Raw genomic sequence first — 15,457 nt, forward strand, 5'->3', positions numbered from 1 at the left:
CGCATATCCACGCTCAACAACCTGCGCCACGGCGTCCTGCTTAAACTCATCCGTAAACCGTATGCCCTTGTTCATATCCGTCTCTCCTTGGTTCCAAAATTACCAAGCAAAGCGTCTACAAATCTAGGGGCACCTCATTGGCAGAGCCGTTGGAAGGCTCTGGATAAAAAGATTTATCGGTTTTTGTGACCTTCTGTATCTTCTCTACCCGTTTGCTCGGTGGTCCTTCCTTGGTAATTTCGATGCGGCCCGAAGCCAAAAGCCGCTCCATTGCGCGCTGAAAACGCTTCTTTGAAACCCCCTCATTATCAGGGTTTGTGGCGAAGAGTGATGGAGCGTAGTTCTTGCCACCGCTGGATGACACCCGGCGGTCCTGCTTGTTCATCTCATCCAGCAATTTGAGGAAGGCTTCCTCGGCCACCACGTCACCAAGGTACGCTCCATCAGCGGAGACAAAGCCTGCCCCCCCGCTCTTGATGAAAACACCCTTGACCCATCTCAGCGCCACCTCATCACCGACAGGACCATAGTTGGCCTTCTTGACCTGAAGGACGCGCCCGTCTGTGTCGCCACCGTCTTCGTCGTCTGGACGTGACAGGTACAGGCGCGACCGCACAGAGTTGTTCCACCCGGTCGAGCCGCTTGAGCCTGTACCCGACGCCATCCCTGTCAGAGAGGGATGCGACAGCACGACCACGGCGCATTGAAACTTGATTGCGATGCCGCGCAGCATGCCGATGAATTGACGGGCTTGAGATCGGTCGTTCTCATTGCCGCCAAAGAGGTCAGCCAGCGTGTCCAGCACGATCAGCTTCGGGCGCAGCGCCTCGACCCGTTCACGGACCAAGTCGAGCAGTTGTGTGGCGATCATGACCCCGTTTGGCTCTGCTGTGGCAAGCAAGGCATCCTCGCCTGCCAAAGATGCCACATGAAGGCCTGAGAGGTCCGACAGGGCCACGTCCTCGGCTCTGGCTATGTCTGACAGGCGGCGATGCAGTTCGGCCTTGTCGTCCTCTGCGGACACGTACAGGGCGGCTCCCTGTCGCGCATCGATCCCGACCCATTTGCGCCCCAAGGCTGTTGCGACTGCGAGTTGTAGGGCAAGCAGGGATTTACCTGTCCCGCCATCACCGCCAAGGAGCGTCACGGTGGCGTCAGGAACCATGTCTTGGACGTGCCATTGCCTCGGCGGCACCGACAGCCCGTGCAGGGTCGAGGCGGGCCACAGGTCGAGCGTGCGCGGCTCAATGGCGCGTGGCGGCATGGGCAATAGATGCTCCGATCCGATGGGTAATGCACCCGGCGGCAGGTCTGTCAGGGGCATATCGACCACCACAGGCGGCTCGACCCGGCGCGCATATGCCTCGGCCTCGGCCACAGTTGGACCGCCCTGCGAGGCGACCCAGCGCCGCAAATGAGCCATTTTCACCCCGTCGCAATGGGCATGTTGGCACTTGAACGCGCCTCGGCTCTTCGCGTTGGGCGGTACATATCCCGCTGTGGTCTCTCGCTGGTTCGTATGCTGTTCGTGGTTCGGGCAAGTGATCTTGTGCCAGCCTCTGCGGTCCGGTCGCCCTACCTTGTGATTGGCCCTGTACCACTGCAGGACCACGTCCTGTTCGCCTGTCTCGGCGTCGTACTCAATACTGCCTTTGTGCGCTTTGGTCTCTTCGGGCTTGGGATCGATCCCTAGGCCTGCTGCCACCTCCGCATATGTGAAGGTCTTCCAAGACGCCCAGACAAGTCTGGCGGGGGTATAATCGGGCGCTACGCCCTCTTTGCGTGCCTTGTCTTCCCGTTCGATCCGCTTGTCTGCTGGCAGGCTTCCCGGCAACCGCCACCAGTGATGTGACCTGAGACGGACGAACGGGTCTCCAAGGTTCGCAGCAGCAGCAGCAGCCGTGGCCATTCCTGCGCCCCATTCAGGCGTCACAAAGTCAGAGTAATAATAGACCCATTGGTAATTGCCGGGGGATGTCTCCATGATCAGGGTTGGCTCCATAGGCGGGGTGCCTGCCTTCGTGCCGATGTCGTCCAGCACCAAGCAGGCTGTGCCGTGGGCGCAACCATCGCGCTCGGACCATCTGCCATCATCATCGGGTTGAAAAAGGCCTGTGTTGATGTGCGTCAGCTGCGCATCACAATTCGTCCCATCGTGACCAACGGGCAGGAAGGCTCCTTTTGGAACCTGCTCACCCAGCAGGATCGCGCCCATTGTGTGATTTGTTCGGAGGCGTTCGATCTTGGCGACGAACGCTGCGGCGTCGGTTTGCTCTTCAGCGGTTATTTGAGTAATCTGGTTCACAAGTAAGACCTCCAAGGGGTTCGGTTTCGCAGCTATTCTTTCCTTGGTTCTTTGACGGCCCGTCATCCTCATGGCGGGCCGTTTCGGTCTTAATCAAGCGCAAACCGCGCCAACCCTCCTTGAGGTTAGATTCCCGACAATCCGTTTTATCGCCGTTTCGAAATTGCACCGCCAGCGGCCAGCGATCATGCATAAGAGCGAAGGCGGCACGCTGCGCGTTGATCCTGTGGCCCTTGATGGTCGCCACCCGATAGCCGTGGCTGTCTACGGATGTGAACAGGGGGCGGTGGGTGCTGCTCACCTTTGACCAGAACTGGCCCGTGAGGGGGCAATAGCCGACCAGTTCGCGCAGTGCCTTTGGTGTGAGTCTCATGACAGCAAATCCATTGCTGTACCTGCGCGGACCTTGCGCGCGCCGTGTTCGACAAGAGTTAGAACATCCTCGACACGGTAGAAGATGCGTGAGCCGAATTTGTGATGGGGTGGCATCTCGCCCCGTGAACGCTTGATGCGGGTCGTTTCAAGCTTCTCGTTACGGAGGTCGGAAAGGTCTTCTTCGACGATGTAACCAGCGCCAAGGAAGGTTGCACGGACGCTCTCAGGGAGCGGGTTCGGGTTTTCGTTTGCCATGTTTTTCTCGCGACAATCAGAACAGAAATAAAACCACGCCCGACGGGCGCAGAGTTAATTCGTTGCTTCTTTGATTGATTGTCGCGGGGACGAATCACCGCCCCTAATCCATCGCATGAGGGTCAAAGATTTTGCAAGCGTCCTAATGCGTTATGCACGTCAGATGCGTCTAATTGCGTGTAACGCTTGAGATGTTTCCAATCCTTATGGCCGCTCACAACGGCCACCAACTCCATCGGCAGGCCTCGGCGGAATAGTTCGGTGATCGCCAGATGTCGGAGGTCGTGAAAGTGCAAATCTTCGATCTCAAGCTTGCGTGTGGCACGGGTAAAGACGGCTCCGACCGACCTCGCATCATATGGGAACAGACGGCCTTCAGAGCGGCCCTGTGCGGCCTCACGGGCGATCTCAAAGGAGTCACCAACCAGCGGCACCGACTGATCATTGCGCAGCTTGCGGCGTGGGTCTTTGCGTTGGCGGATGATCACGGCCTTTTCGTTCCAGTTGATATCTTCGATCCGAATGCGACAAATCTCGCCGAGACGCATCGCCGACGCCACAGCAAAGCGCATGATCGTCGCGGCAGGGATCACCTGTCGGTCGTTGCCTTCGATGTGGGCTAGGATGCGGTCCAGCTCGGCCTGTGTTGGCACACGGGTGCGCTCATGGCTCCGGGTGTCGATCCGGCGGGCCGTCAGGCCACGTCGGGCCTCTTTGGCCAGTTCTGTGTTCACGTCGATGTTCTTGGCGGCTCTGGCCCATTTGAGGACCGCTGACAGGTTCGACAGGTCCGAGGCGACCGTTACTCCACCGGCACCTTCGGCGAGCCTGCCATCGACGAACTCGGTCATGTGGATGGCGGATAGATCGCGGATCGGTGTCGCTCCGAGGCGGTCCTTGATGCGTTCGAGGTTGAAACGCGGGGTGCGTCCCAACTGCACCTGTTTCAAATATGCGTCGACCACATCGGCAAGCGTCATGTCGCGGCTGGCTTGGATCGTGCCAGCACTTGAGCCGCCTTCGATGGCGCGCTCGATGTCTACGCCCCATGCGGTAGCGTCTGACTTGCGGGCAAAGGTCTTGGCCTTGTAGACGCCGGACTTGCGGACTTGGGCGCGGTGTTTGCCAGAGGGTAGGCGGGAAATGGTGGCCATTACTTCACCCCGCAAATATCAAGAGTAGTTTCGGGAAACTCGGCACCTTCGGCAACGCGCTGGCGGACATCTTCGCAGAGAGCAGCCGATCGGGCGTCGCGCTTGCGTAGCTCTTTGTGCGCAGCAGTCACGGCACGCAGGCGTGCGTTCTCTTGTTCCAGTTCTGCAATGCGGTCGCGCAGGAACTGTTTCTGATCCGGTCCGCCATCGGCAATTACCCGCTCCCAGAAGGGAAGCATTCTGTTGGTCATACTCGAAATGTCTAAGCAAGTGCCTTCTTCGGCTTGGTCGCCGTAAATGGCCTTGAAGCTCCAATTGCCATTCTCTTCCGTGATGAAAATGTTGGCCGTCATAGGGATTTCATCAGAATACTCGAACGGGTATTGCACCAGAAAGCCGTTCTCAATCTCAAAGGTCTCGAAATCTTCTGACCAAGAATTAAGCAGACCAGAGGCGTCCTTGTTTCGCACAATCGCTACGGCGAAATCCTTCTCAGCGTCGCAGGCAAAGCCCACCATCTTAAAAGGATAGTTCTCAGCAGCAGCGGTTGACGCCATCAATGCGGCGGCGATAGTTACGGCGAAACGGTTCATGTGCATCTCCTGTGCAAATTCATATCAAACTCTGTGCAATGAGCATGTAAGACGTGTGCAATCCGTGTGCAATAGTAAGCAAAAACGTGTGCAAAACTAATGTCTAAACCATTAGAATATAATGATAAATTGTCCGTTGCCCCCATGATGGATTGGACCGACCGGCATTGCCGTTTTCTGCATCGGCAACTCAGCCGCCATGCTCTCCTTTACACTGAAATGGTGACCGCGCCTGCTTTGGTGCGGGGTGGAGCGATGCATCTGCTGGATCACCACGAGGATGAGCATCCCGTCGCCTTGCAGCTTGGTGGCTCTGATCTGGTTGAACTGGCCCGTGCCGCGCAGTTGGGCGCGCAGGCGGGATATGATGAGATTAACCTCAATTGCGGTTGCCCTTCGGACCGTGTGCAATCTGGCACGTTTGGGGCGGTATTGATGCGTGATGCAGGGCTGGTGGCCGACTGTGTGGCGTCCATGCGTGCAGCTGTCCACGTACCTGTTACCGTCAAATGTCGCATCGGCGTGGATGAACAGGATCCGGAAACTGTGCTGCCCGAGTTTCTGGCCCGCATCGTGGCTGCGGGCTGCGAACGGGTCACGATTCATGCGCGCAAAGCGTGGTTGCAGGGTCTGAGTCCGAAGGAAAACAGGGATATTCCTCCTCTGGATTACGATCTGGTCATGCGGATGAAGGGCCTGTTCCCCAATCTGCATATCTCGATCAATGGTGGGGTCGAGACCTTGGATCAGGCCCTTGATCTGCTCGAGTCCGGCCTTGACGGCGTCATGATCGGACGCGCGGCCTATCACCAACCGACAGACATTTTGGCCCAAGCCGATCGTCGGGTATTTGGCGCAGGCGAAGACAGCAGTGCCGAGGGTGCTGTGTACGCGATGCTGCCGTATATCGAAGCCCACCTGAGTGCGGGTGGACGCCTGCACCAAATCACGCGCCACATGCTCGGTCTGTTTTCGGGTCGTCCCGGAGCAAGGGGGTGGCGGCGCACCTTGAGCGAAGGCGCCACACAAACCGATGCTGGACCTGAATTGGTGCTGGCTGCGCTGGCGCGGGTGACCCCTCTGGAAGAGCCCGCCAAAGCCGTGTAGCAGGCGCGAACCCATCAAAAAGAGTTCGCCTGATGCCTGATATATCCCTTGTTCTGTCCATGCTTGCGATGCTGGCCGGTATCGGTGCCTTTGCGGGCGTCTTGGCCGGGTTGCTGGGCGTCGGCGGGGGGATCGTTCTGGTTCCGTCGTTCTTTTATGCGTTTCAGACACTTGGCTATGATGGGCCAGGTCTGATGCAGATGTGCCTGGCAACATCGTTGGCCACGATCATCGTGACGTCATTGCGCACAGTGCACAGTCACAACAAGAAGGGCGCAGTTGACTGGGACATCCTGCGCACCTGGGCGCCCGGAATTGTCGTTGGTGCGGTGCTTGGTATGTTCGTCGTGGCACAACTGCGCTCGACCACGTTGCAGGCCATCTTTGGGGTGCTTGCGTTGAGTGTCGGCCTTTACATGAGCTTTGGGCGCAATGACTGGCGCTTGGGGCCGCGTATGCCGACCGGGGTGACGCGCGCCGCTCTATCGCCTGTGATGGGTTTTTTGTCGGTCTTGATGGGTATTGGCGGCGGCAGCTTTGGTGTGCCGCTTATGAGCCTCTTTGGTGTACCCATCCATCGGGCTGTGGCGACGGCGGCTGGGTTTGGTGTTCTTATCGCGGTGCCTGCGGTCAACGGTTTTTTGCTGGTGTCTACGTCCGCTCCGGTGCCACCTTTCACAGTTGGAGCAGTTAATCTGATCGCCTTTGCCGTCATCATCGCGATGACCCTGATCACAGCCCCCTGGGGCGTGCGACTGGCCCATGCGATGGATCCCGGTCCGCTTAAACGAGTATTTGCCGTGTTTCTGGTGATGGTCGCGCTAAACATGTTGCGCAAGGCTGTATTGGGATGAATCTTGGGCGCGACGGATATGCTGTCTTTGACGCTGATCCGCGTGTTGCCAAGTGGGCGAGTGCGGCAGTGCGTGTCGCGCGGGACATCGCCAGCGATCCAGAGATGCGCGCTGCGAACTTGCGCCACGGCGAGACGTGGTTTGTGGGCGTTGATGCACTGCCCAACGGACCAATGGGGAAAGTGGACAACGTACCGCTTGCCGGTCCCTGGCAGGATCACGTTCCCTCAGTGGCGATGCACAGCGCGCAACTTTCGATCATCTATCCAGGCTATCCGAAGCGCGACCCGGACCAAAGCGAGGCAAACCACCGCTATCGTGTTACACGTGCGGCGGCGCATGTGGACGGGCTACTGCCTGAAGGACCTGCGCGACGCCGTTTTGCGCGCGAGTTCCATGCTTACATCCTTGGTCTGCCGCTCAATCCTGTAGCGGCGGCGCCCACGGTCGTTTGGCCGGGCAGCCATCTGATCATGCAGGCCGCGTTGAGTGAACTGATCGGCGCACAGCCTATCGATCAGGTTGATCTGACAGATGCTTATCACGCCGCTAGGCGCGCTGCTTTTGAAGCAAGCGATCCAATCCCGATTGTCGCCGGACCCGGGCAATCTTTTCTCATTCACCGCTTTGCTTTGCATGGAACGGCGCCTTGGGACGGTCCCGTTACAGACGGGCGCATGATCGCCTTTTTCCGCCCTGAATTCAGCGATGCAAAAGACTGGTTAGCTGCGGACCCCACCTGAGGAAGTGTGCGCCTTACTTTGGCCTGATAATCCGGCTAGACTGCGCGCTAGCAACAGGTGCAGATATGAGCAGGTCGCATCCACAAACCGTCCAAAGCCGCCGGGTGTTCTACATTCCGGGCTACGACCCCATTCATCCCCGCCGTTACCGTGAACTTTACCGCACTGAAAGTGCGGCACAGGCCGTAATCTCCGGGTATGACATCTCCTTGTCGCGTGGCGACAGCAAGCCACACTATGGCTGGAAGGTTGATGCCAGTATCGACAATCAGTCTGTGCACGCAGATGTCAGCGTGCTGGTCTGGTCCGACATCGTGCGAGACAGCATGGATACATCTATCGCCGGAACATATGCGCAACTGCTGCGCACGGCGTGGACTTACATCGCTTCGGGCGCACTGCGCCGCTTGATGCGCTTGCGCAAAGGGCCGGTTATTGCTGCTCTCTACCCAGTGGGGATGTTGCTGCTGCAACTGATTATTGCGCTCCTTGGCGCATGGGGTGCGATGGCTGGAACACGCACTGCATTTGAATGGGTCATGCGTTCGCTGATCAGCCCTATGTTGCCGCCCTTGGGAGAAACGGGGATGTCGGTGTTTTTCGCGGCTGCAGTCGCTACAGGTACGTTGCTTTGCCTGGTTGCTGGTGGATGCGTCGCGTATTTCATTCTGCGCTGGTTCAAGACAAAGGATGGCAAATTCTTTGCCTACTACCTCATGCATGACTATGCCTATTCGGCCCAGTCGCGTGGCGCAAATCCTGCGCCGCTGGAGGCGCGAATGGCGCAGTTTCGGGACGCCATCGCTGAGGCCCTCAAAGGGGAGGTGGATGAGGTGTTGGTCGTTGGCCATTCCTCGGGCGCGCATTTGGGGGTGTCCATCCTTGCCGATCTGATCCGTTCGGGGCGTGTACCCGAGGGCGCTCCGGCCCTGTCGTTCCTGTCACTGGGGCAGGTCGTGCCCATGGTTTCCTTTTTGCCAGATGCGCACCGGTTGCGGGCTGACCTGCAATATCTGTCCATTCGTGACGAACTCACATGGGTCGATGTAACAGCACCCGGTGACGGATGCGCCTTTGCGTTGTGCGACCCAGTGTCGGTGTCCGGTGTCGCCCCCGAGCCCAAACGCTGGCCGCTGGTCTTTTCCGCTCAGTTCACGCGCAGCCTCAGCCCTGAGCGCTGGGCCGAATTACGCTGGCGGTTTTTCCGACTGCATTTCCAGTACCTGTGCGCATTCGATCGCCCGCTGGATTACGACTACTTCCAGATCACTGCGGGCCCCATGACATTGGGCGCGCGCTATGCGCACCGCCCGCCGTCCAAATCCCGGATTGACGTGCCAGTGTCCAAATACACTTGGATTGCCGCATGAGCCCACCCAAACCGCCCAGCCGTCCGAACCGCGTTTCGCTTTGGCGCTATATGCAGCTGTTTCGCGCCGACATCCTATCCGCTCAGCCTGCCCGGCTTTATCGCGCGTGGATGGCCGAGTTTCGCACCCCGTTTTTCCGTAGCTTTCTGATGAACCAGCCCGAACTGATCAAGACGGTGCTGAAGGACCGGCCCGATAACTTCCCGAAATCGGATCTCATCGGGGAGGGGTTGCGGCCCTTGCTTGGTAACTCGGTGTTTCTGACAAACGGCGACGTCTGGAAACGCCAGCGCCGTATCATTGACCCTGCTTTCGAGGGCGGACGCCTGCGCGAGACGTTCCCAGCGATGTGGGATGCAGCCGAAGCGGCTGCCAGCCGTTTGCAGGAAGGCATAAGCGAAGTTGAAGCGCAAACCAGTCACGCGGCGGCGGATGTGATCTTTCGCACGCTCTTTTCCATTCCCATTGAAAACGCACTGGCGGCAGCAGTGTTCGACGAATTCCGCGCTTATCAACGCAGCCAGCCGATTCTGAACCTCGCCGCTTTTGTGCCCTTGCCCCGCTGGATGCCCCGTCTGTTTCGGCGCGACACCCGCGCCAGTGCGGCGCGCATTCGCGGGTTGATTACTCAGTTGGTGGAACAGCGCGCTGATGAAATTGCCGCAGGCACCGCGCCGGACGATCTGGCAACCAAGATCATGACCACCACTGATCCGGTCACGGGTGAGGCGTTTTCGCCTGAAGAGATGGTGGATCAGGTCGCAATCTTCTTCCTTGCGGGGCATGAAACCAGCGCGTCCGCTCTGGCTTGGGCGCTCTATTTGATGGCGCTTTATCCCGGCTGGCAGGACAAGGTGGCGGCTGAGGCTCAGGCGCTTGAAAGCTGCGATTTTTCTGCGATGTCTAAACTGACAACCACCCGCGATGTGTTCCGCGAAACTCTGCGCCTCTATCCGCCGGTGCCGATGATGGTGCGGGAGACCACGCAATCCGAAAAGTTTCGCGATCGAACTGCTCCACGTGGTAGTCAGCTTGTCATAAGCCCATGGCACCTGCACCGCCACGAACGGCTTTGGGAGCACCCGGATGATTTCGATCCGACCCGGTGGCATACGGAAAATGGCAAATCCTGTCAGAGGGATGCCTTCATCCCGTTTTCCACAGGGGCGCGTGTCTGCACGGGGGCCGGTTTTGCGATGGTCGAAGGCGTTTTGATTCTGGCCCAACTGTTGCGCGACTTTGAGGTTGAAATCGTTCCAGACCGCGATCCCGTGCCCGTTGCCCACCTCACAGTACGTGCACGCGACGGGATATGGCTGAATTTGCGCAAACGGCAGCGCTAACATGGCCTGCGTGGGATTAACCCAAGCGTTTTAATGAGTTAGGAGTGTGACAACTTGGACCAGACCCCGGAGAGACAGATGCCCGATTTTGCAAAGATGCGCGACCAAATGGAACACGGTGCGGGTTTTATCGCGGCGCTTGATCAGTCGGGCGGGTCTACCCCCAAGGCGCTCGCCCTCTATGGCGTCGATGCCAGCGGTTATGACGGCGAAGAGGCGATGTTCGCCGAAATCCAGAAAATGCGAGCTCGGATCATGACGGCGCCTGATTTCACCAGTGCCAAAGTGATTGGCGCGATCCTTTTTGAAAAGACGCTGAACGAGGCGGTTTCGGGTCAGCCCGTGCCCAGCTATCTTTGGGAGAACCGAGGTGTTGTTCCTTTCCTGAAGATCGACAAGGGCCTGCAAGAAGAAGCGGACGATGTGCAACTTCTCAAACCAATTCCGGGCCTCGCTGAGACACTGGCTGCCGCCAAGGAAATGGGTGTATACGGCACAAAGGAACGATCGGTCATCAACGCGGCCAATGCAGACGGGATCAAGGCCATTGTGGCCAACCAAATGGACGTCGCACATGAAGTGATTGATGCAGGCATGGTGCCCATCATTGAGCCCGAAGTGAACATCCATTCGACCACAAAAGGTGAGGCGGAGGCCATGCTGGCTGAAGCTTTGATGGCACAGATAGAAACGCTGGGTGACGGGCAAGATGTGATGTTGAAACTGACCTTGCCAGATGTGCCGGGGCTATATGATGCATTGGCGGATCACCCGCGGGTCCTGAGGGTCGTGGCTCTGTCAGGCGGGTATTCGACAGCAGATGCCAGCGCGCGATTGGCCAAGAACCACAAGATGATCGCCAGCTTTAGCCGCGCCCTGACTGAGGGGTTGCAGCGCGATATGGCGGATCCAGACTTCGAAGCGGCGTTGGGCAGCAACATTTCGACAATTCACGCCGCGTCCATCGCGTAAACGTTTTCTGGCGCAAAGACTTGCCGGACGTCGACGCGATGTCCTGTAAGGTTGCGCCGTTTACTGTGTTAAAAAACAATCAGAGACCACGCTGGTCTTCGTCTAGCGTTTGAGCCGGGCATTACGCCCGCCCCGGCGGGTTGTTGGCGCGGCCTGCCTGTTCGGCAACTCCGCCATGATAGCGCTGCGCTCGTCAGCGCTCATACGGCTCCACGCCCCAATTTCATCGATCGACCGGGCACATCCTGCGCATAATCGCGTCTCGGGATGGATGACGCAGATCTGCACGCAAGGGCTTTCGATCTCGTCACGTGTCCAGATGGGGATGTCGCGCGCCGAACGCGCGGTTTGATCGCCGTTGCTCATGCTTGCCTCTTGATCGCTGCCAGCCGGTCCAGCAGCCCCTGCAGAATATAGCCCGCCGCAACGTGATCGATAACCTCTGCGCGACGTTTACGTGTCGTATCCGCCTCCAGCAGTGCCTTTTCAGCCGCAACGGTGCTCAGGCGTTCGTCCCAGAACGTGATCGGTCCATCCCACAACTGGCTGAGATTACGGGCGAACGCGCGGGTCGACTGGCAGCGTGGCCCTTCGGACCCGTCCATGTTGCGTGGTAGTCCGAGCACAAGGCCACCCACATCCCGCCCAGCGATCAGTTCCAACAGCCGCGCCGCGTCCAGTCCGAATTTGCGCCGCCGCACGGTTTCAAGCGGGGTCGCGATGGACAAGAAGGTATCTGACACGGCCACCCCAATGGTTTTGTCGCCCAAATCCAAGCCCATCAGCGCACGCGTGTCAGGCAGTGCAGAGGCAAATTCGTGAACGTCATCAAAGATCATTGCAGGCCGACGCGATCTGCAGCCCGATTCAGCATGTCGATCGCCGTCGGGTCACCACCAAAGACTTCCATGGCGTTGTCAAAGACCGCGCGGGCCTGATCAAGATCGCCCAACACCCCTAGGGCCGAGATCAACTGCGCCCAGTCCTCGACCGGACCGCCATCCGTGGCCAACCGGTCACTGAGGCCCGCTACCATGCCTTGGATCATCTCCATGCGTTCAGCCGGGCTCATGTCGGATGCGGCGTCGATTTGATCTCGGGTCGGGCCACGACCTGTACCAAACGTTGGTCGGGCATAATCCACACCGGCGCGCATCGCGATGTCCGGCATCTGTGCATCAATAGGCGCGATCCATGGCGCATCCATCGGCCCTTCGCGCAGCAACTGATCCCAGATCCGCAGCGCTGTGTCCGGGCGCCCGGTCTGCGACATCATCAGCCCGTAGTAATAGCGCGCAGCTCCATCTTGAGGATCCATCGCGAGCGTGCGTTCCAGCATCTGCTCGGCTTCGGGCGACACATAGCCGCCTGCCGCCAACACCAGCAAATCGGCATATTCTGAAAAGTCCTGTGCAGTAGCGTCCTCACCTTTCAGGCTGATTGCGCGGGCCTTCGCGACATGGGCCGCGGCAAAGTTACCAAGACGGGCCTCTGACTGGCTGAGCAGGGTCAGGCCTTGCAGGTCATCAGGGCGGGCTTCAACGGCTTCGCGCAACCGCTCAACAAGAGCAACATAGTCGGGCGCCGCATCCACAGGAGGGCTTTCTAGAACACTGGCTTGAGCTATCTCCTGGCTGGGGCGTTCGGAGCGGAGGATCTGCGCGGCTTCGATCCGGTCCGCCAAGGCCAGATCACCGTATCCAGGCGCACCCAGCTCGAGGTAAATGGCAAAGGACCCGCCTACCAGTGCGACAGCCGTCACAATGGCCAGAAGCGGACCTCTCCGCGCGCCGCGCGCGGCACTTGTGGCGTTCTTCAGGGCCGCGTCGGCAGCAAGAATTCTGCGTGACACTTCGGTCAATGCACGTTCACCGTCTGCAGGTGACAGCACGCCTCGTTCCAGATCCCGTTCAACTTCGCGCAACTGGTCGCGGTAAACATCCAGATCATAAGCAGCTGCAGGGCGTGCCTGTTCGCCACCACGGAACTGCGCGCGCAGCAGTGTCGCCACCACAACGAGCGTCAGACATCCCGTGACAATCCAGAACAGCATTAAGGTCCTCTCCCCAAGCAATGCCGCCACATGTAAACACTGCCCCCGCCAAGCAAAAGAGGCAAAGAGGTCGCGCATACGGCCTTGCGCCCGGATCTGCGACAAGAATGCGCGGCTTCGTGTCGCATAAATGATAAAAAGTGCCGCCCGCGCTGGCCTTTTTCTTCGCTATAGCGGCCATTACAAACGCCAGAAACCCAGTCTTCGATTCCAGCGGTGGAGTGAGCGATCATGAAACGATATTCTGCCTTTGCCATTGCGCGCGAAGCCGCGCGCTATCACACAGGCTGGGAACGGGCTTGGCGTGCGCCGGAACCCAAACCGAAATATGATGTGATTATCATCGGTGCAGGGGGGCACGGCCTTGCTACTGCTTACCACCTTGGAAAAAATTTCGGCATCACTAATGTCGCTATCATTGAAAAAGGGTGGCTCGGCGGCGGCAATACGGGGCGGAATACGACCATCATCCGCTCGAACTATCTGCAGGACCCTTCAGCGGCGATATATGAAAAGTCCCGGTCTCTTTACGAGACGATGAGCCAGGACTTGAACTACAACGTCATGTTCAGTCCCCGCGGCGTTATGATGTTGGCGCAGACCCAGCACGAAATCCGTGGCTATCAGCGCACTGCTCACGCCAACGCGCTACAAGGCGTGACAACCGAGTTCATCAGCCCCAAACGCGTCAAGGAACTGTGCCCGATCATCGATATCAATGGTCCGCGCTACCCCGTTCTGGGCGCACTGTGGCAGGCGCGGGGAGGGACGGCACGCCATGACGCTGTGGCGTGGGGTTATGCACGGGCGTGTTCTGATATGGGCATGGACGTGATCCAGAAATGCGAAGTCACTGCCATCCGCCGTGAAGGCGACAAGGTGGTCGGTGTCGATACGTCCAAAGGCCCGATCGACTGCGCCAAACTGGGTATCGTCGTTGCGGGGCACTCGGGCGATGTTGCGAACATGGCGGGCTTCCGTCTGCCAATAGAGTCTGTGGCGCTGCAGGCCCTTGTTTCTGAACCCATTAAACCGTGCATGGATGTGGTGGTGATGGCCAACACCGTGCATGGGTACATGAGCCAGTCCGACAAAGGCGAAATGGTGATCGGCGGGGGTACAGATGGATACAATAACTATACCCAGCGCGGATCGTTCCACCACATCGAGGAAACCGTGCGCGCGCTGATCGAGACATTCCCGATGATCTCGCGTCTCAAGATGCTGCGCCAATGGGGTGGGATCGTGGATGTCACAGGCGACCGCTCACCCATCCTGTCCAAGACACCGGTCGAGGGCGTGTTCATCAACTGCGGTTGGGGCACGGGCGGGTTCAAGGCGATACCGGGTTCGGGATGGGCCATGGCGGAACTGATGGCCAAAGGACGCTCGCCTTTGACGGATGAGTTTTCGCTGGACCGGTTCCGGGCGGGCAAGTTCATCGACGAAAGTGTCGCAGCAGGGGTGGCTCACTGATGGTCATTGGGCATGCTGCTATGATGATGGGCGGCGTCTTGGGCGCGCATGGCTTGGCGGTGCGCATCGGTTTGCGGACCGGGCGTGCCGCGTTCGTCGATGATGCGCCCGCGTCCCGTGCGCCGTTCGCGCAGGGCCAGAACAACGCCCACAATAAGAAACCCAAGAACGATGAGCCAAAGCCAGTCCATGCTTTACTCGATTGTTTTCTTGCCCTCACCGGCGGCCGAGCCAAAGGCAATCAGGTTGCTCACGTCGATTTCCCGTCCACCGCGCGCTGCTTTGCGCTTGGCCGCGGCGCGCTGTTCGAGAACGAACATCACAATTGCGCCCACGATAATGGCGCCAAAGACCAGAACGGCTCCCATCTCTTTGCTCATGGCACTCTCCTGTCAACTTTGTCTGACACTGACACAAACCGGGTCACGGCGTCACGTAAATTCGCCGAACCGGCGGGACGCAGCCAGCGCGGATGCACGCAACCGGCTGTCCTTGGCCCGTTTCGCTTGGCCGCGCACCCATCCGTTGTGCCTGTCGTCAAATCCGCTGTGATGGAGGCTCACAGACAGGAGTCACCATCATGTCAGACCATTCACACACCAACCTACACCGCAGTGACGGTACAAGCGGGCGCGGCCTGCTTATCGCCTTTGGACTCATCGTTGCCTTCATCCTCCTCATCGCATTTGTCGGGTCCTTTGCGGGCGGTGACGGCGGCGCGGCCGACAGCGCGATCACACCTGCGGGTGAGGGGATCATTGCGCCCGAAATCGAACCGGCCCCAGTGCCAACCGAATAATCCTACCCAATCACATCGAACCGCATCTGGCGGGCGTCTCACGACGTCCGCCTTTTTC

At 58.9% G+C, this 15,457-nt stretch carries 18 protein-coding genes; 8 read left to right on the forward strand and 10 right to left on the reverse strand.

Annotated elements, in window-relative coordinates; genetic code table 11:
• Window positions 1-115: 115 nt before the first annotated feature.
• From ABJD00_RS01525 to ABJD00_RS01545, 5 genes are all read right to left on the reverse strand, one after another.
• On the reverse strand, window positions 116-2,305 hold the full coding sequence (locus ABJD00_RS01525) for an AAA family ATPase (protein ID WP_413854468.1): 2,190 nt from the start codon (window positions 2,303-2,305) through the stop codon (window positions 116-118).
• On the reverse strand, window positions 2,277-2,678 hold the full coding sequence (locus tag ABJD00_RS01530; RefSeq protein ID WP_413854466.1) for a hypothetical protein: 402 nt from the start codon (window positions 2,676-2,678) through the stop codon (window positions 2,277-2,279). The genes ABJD00_RS01525 and ABJD00_RS01530 overlap by 29 nt, the downstream gene beginning before the upstream one ends.
• Entirely contained in the window at window positions 2,675-2,935 is a 261-nt protein-coding gene (locus tag ABJD00_RS01535) for a hypothetical protein (protein ID WP_413836095.1), read from the reverse strand. Before ABJD00_RS01535 ends, ABJD00_RS01530 begins: the two co-directional genes overlap by 4 nt.
• 122 nt (window positions 2,936-3,057) lie before the next feature.
• Window positions 3,058-4,089: a tyrosine-type recombinase/integrase gene (locus ABJD00_RS01540; protein WP_413836092.1), complete on the reverse strand. Its 1,032-nt coding sequence runs from the start codon at window positions 4,087-4,089 to the stop codon at window positions 3,058-3,060.
• Window positions 4,089-4,682 carry a hypothetical protein gene (locus ABJD00_RS01545; protein WP_413836090.1) on the reverse strand — a complete coding sequence of 198 codons (594 nt, stop codon included), beginning with the start codon at window positions 4,680-4,682 and terminating at the stop codon, window positions 4,089-4,091. Before ABJD00_RS01545 ends, ABJD00_RS01540 begins: the two co-directional genes overlap by 1 nt.
• A gap of 99 nt (window positions 4,683-4,781) precedes the next feature.
• On the opposite strand from ABJD00_RS01545, the gene dusA reads away from it, so the two are divergent.
• The 6 genes from dusA (at window position 4,782) to ABJD00_RS01575 (ending at window position 11,071) form a co-directional block, all read left to right on the forward strand.
• A complete protein-coding gene (dusA, locus tag ABJD00_RS01550; RefSeq protein ID WP_413836087.1) occupies window positions 4,782-5,789 on the forward strand; it encodes a tRNA dihydrouridine(20/20a) synthase DusA in 1,008 nt (335 codons plus the stop codon).
• A gap of 32 nt (window positions 5,790-5,821) precedes the next feature.
• On the forward strand, window positions 5,822-6,643 hold the full coding sequence (locus ABJD00_RS01555) for a sulfite exporter TauE/SafE family protein (RefSeq protein ID WP_413836084.1): 822 nt from the start codon (window positions 5,822-5,824) through the stop codon (window positions 6,641-6,643).
• The gene (locus ABJD00_RS01560) at window positions 6,640-7,386 is read left to right on the forward strand and encodes a hypothetical protein (RefSeq protein WP_413836082.1); all 747 of its coding nucleotides are present in this window, start codon (window positions 6,640-6,642) and stop codon (window positions 7,384-7,386) included. Before ABJD00_RS01555 ends, ABJD00_RS01560 begins: the two co-directional genes overlap by 4 nt.
• Before the next feature lie 65 nt (window positions 7,387-7,451).
• Complete coding sequence (locus ABJD00_RS01565) at window positions 7,452-8,756, forward strand: hypothetical protein (RefSeq protein WP_413836079.1); 1,305 nt, start codon at window positions 7,452-7,454, stop codon at window positions 8,754-8,756.
• The gene (locus ABJD00_RS01570) at window positions 8,753-10,099 is read left to right on the forward strand and encodes a cytochrome P450 (RefSeq protein ID WP_413836077.1); all 1,347 of its coding nucleotides are present in this window, start codon (window positions 8,753-8,755) and stop codon (window positions 10,097-10,099) included. Before ABJD00_RS01565 ends, ABJD00_RS01570 begins: the two co-directional genes overlap by 4 nt.
• 78 nt (window positions 10,100-10,177) lie before the next feature.
• Window positions 10,178-11,071 (forward strand): fructose bisphosphate aldolase, encoded by an 894-nt coding sequence (locus ABJD00_RS01575; RefSeq protein WP_413836074.1) that lies wholly within the window; start codon window positions 10,178-10,180, stop codon window positions 11,069-11,071.
• 102 nt (window positions 11,072-11,173) lie between these two features.
• Here ABJD00_RS01575 and ABJD00_RS01580 read toward each other — a convergent pair whose 3' ends face one another.
• From ABJD00_RS01580 to ccmI, 3 genes are read right to left on the reverse strand one after another with little or no spacing between them, the layout of a single operon-like run.
• Complete coding sequence (locus ABJD00_RS01580) at window positions 11,174-11,437, reverse strand: DUF1289 domain-containing protein (protein WP_413836071.1); 264 nt, start codon at window positions 11,435-11,437, stop codon at window positions 11,174-11,176.
• Entirely contained in the window at window positions 11,434-11,910 is a 477-nt protein-coding gene (gene ruvX / locus ABJD00_RS01585; protein WP_413836068.1) for a Holliday junction resolvase RuvX, read from the reverse strand. The genes ABJD00_RS01580 and ruvX overlap by 4 nt, the downstream gene beginning before the upstream one ends.
• Window positions 11,907-13,124 (reverse strand): c-type cytochrome biogenesis protein CcmI, encoded by a 1,218-nt coding sequence (gene ccmI / locus ABJD00_RS01590; RefSeq protein ID WP_413836065.1) that lies wholly within the window; start codon window positions 13,122-13,124, stop codon window positions 11,907-11,909. The genes ruvX and ccmI overlap by 4 nt, the downstream gene beginning before the upstream one ends.
• A gap of 231 nt (window positions 13,125-13,355) precedes the next feature.
• On the opposite strand from ccmI, the gene ABJD00_RS01595 reads away from it, so the two are divergent.
• A complete protein-coding gene (locus ABJD00_RS01595; protein ID WP_413836062.1) occupies window positions 13,356-14,600 on the forward strand; it encodes a sarcosine oxidase subunit beta family protein in 1,245 nt (414 codons plus the stop codon).
• Here ABJD00_RS01595 and ABJD00_RS01600 read toward each other — a convergent pair.
• Both ABJD00_RS01600 and ABJD00_RS01605 read right to left on the reverse strand, forming a co-directional pair.
• Window positions 14,594-14,791 (reverse strand): hypothetical protein, encoded by a 198-nt coding sequence (locus tag ABJD00_RS01600; RefSeq protein ID WP_413836059.1) that lies wholly within the window; start codon window positions 14,789-14,791, stop codon window positions 14,594-14,596. The two genes, ABJD00_RS01595 and ABJD00_RS01600, sit on opposite strands and share 7 nt — an antisense overlap.
• Before the next feature lie 3 nt (window positions 14,792-14,794).
• Window positions 14,795-14,980 carry a hypothetical protein gene (locus ABJD00_RS01605; RefSeq protein ID WP_413836056.1) on the reverse strand — a complete coding sequence of 62 codons (186 nt, stop codon included), beginning with the start codon at window positions 14,978-14,980 and terminating at the stop codon, window positions 14,795-14,797.
• 200 nt (window positions 14,981-15,180) lie between these two features.
• Here ABJD00_RS01605 and ABJD00_RS01610 point away from each other — a divergent pair, with 200 nt between their 5' ends.
• Window positions 15,181-15,399: a hypothetical protein gene (locus ABJD00_RS01610; RefSeq protein WP_413836053.1), complete on the forward strand. Its 219-nt coding sequence runs from the start codon at window positions 15,181-15,183 to the stop codon at window positions 15,397-15,399.
• Window positions 15,400-15,457: the final 58 nt, after the last annotated feature.

The sequence above is a fragment of the Tateyamaria sp. genome, from assembly GCF_039945315.1.
GTDB lineage: Bacteria > Pseudomonadota > Alphaproteobacteria > Rhodobacterales > Rhodobacteraceae > Tateyamaria.

Excerpts from the sequence above, each read along its gene's own strand:
- ABJD00_RS01610 (WP_413836053.1), top strand. The coding sequence starts at position 15,181 with ATGTCAGACCATTCACACACCAACCTACACCGCAGTGACGGTACAAGC.
- ABJD00_RS01545 (WP_413836090.1), bottom strand. The coding sequence starts at position 4,682 with ATGAACCGTTTCGCCGTAACTATCGCCGCCGCATTGATGGCGTCAACC.
- ABJD00_RS01605 (WP_413836056.1), bottom strand. The coding sequence starts at position 14,980 with ATGAGCAAAGAGATGGGAGCCGTTCTGGTCTTTGGCGCCATTATCGTG.
- ABJD00_RS01600 (WP_413836059.1), bottom strand. The coding sequence starts at position 14,791 with ATGGACTGGCTTTGGCTCATCGTTCTTGGGTTTCTTATTGTGGGCGTT.
- ABJD00_RS01540 (WP_413836092.1), bottom strand. The coding sequence starts at position 4,089 with ATGGCCACCATTTCCCGCCTACCCTCTGGCAAACACCGCGCCCAAGTC.
- dusA (WP_413836087.1), top strand. The coding sequence starts at position 4,782 with ATGTCTAAACCATTAGAATATAATGATAAATTGTCCGTTGCCCCCATG.
- ABJD00_RS01535 (WP_413836095.1), bottom strand. The coding sequence starts at position 2,935 with ATGGCAAACGAAAACCCGAACCCGCTCCCTGAGAGCGTCCGTGCAACC.
- ABJD00_RS01580 (WP_413836071.1), bottom strand. The coding sequence starts at position 11,437 with ATGAGCAACGGCGATCAAACCGCGCGTTCGGCGCGCGACATCCCCATC.
- ABJD00_RS01560 (WP_413836082.1), top strand. The coding sequence starts at position 6,640 with ATGAATCTTGGGCGCGACGGATATGCTGTCTTTGACGCTGATCCGCGT.
- ABJD00_RS01575 (WP_413836074.1), top strand. The coding sequence starts at position 10,178 with ATGCCCGATTTTGCAAAGATGCGCGACCAAATGGAACACGGTGCGGGT.
- ruvX (WP_413836068.1), bottom strand. The coding sequence starts at position 11,910 with ATGATCTTTGATGACGTTCACGAATTTGCCTCTGCACTGCCTGACACG.
- ABJD00_RS01595 (WP_413836062.1), top strand. The coding sequence starts at position 13,356 with ATGAAACGATATTCTGCCTTTGCCATTGCGCGCGAAGCCGCGCGCTAT.
- ABJD00_RS01565 (WP_413836079.1), top strand. The coding sequence starts at position 7,452 with ATGAGCAGGTCGCATCCACAAACCGTCCAAAGCCGCCGGGTGTTCTAC.
- ccmI (WP_413836065.1), bottom strand. The coding sequence starts at position 13,124 with ATGCTGTTCTGGATTGTCACGGGATGTCTGACGCTCGTTGTGGTGGCG.
- ABJD00_RS01555 (WP_413836084.1), top strand. The coding sequence starts at position 5,822 with ATGCCTGATATATCCCTTGTTCTGTCCATGCTTGCGATGCTGGCCGGT.
- ABJD00_RS01570 (WP_413836077.1), top strand. The coding sequence starts at position 8,753 with ATGAGCCCACCCAAACCGCCCAGCCGTCCGAACCGCGTTTCGCTTTGG.
- ABJD00_RS01530 (WP_413854466.1), bottom strand. The coding sequence starts at position 2,678 with ATGAGACTCACACCAAAGGCACTGCGCGAACTGGTCGGCTATTGCCCC.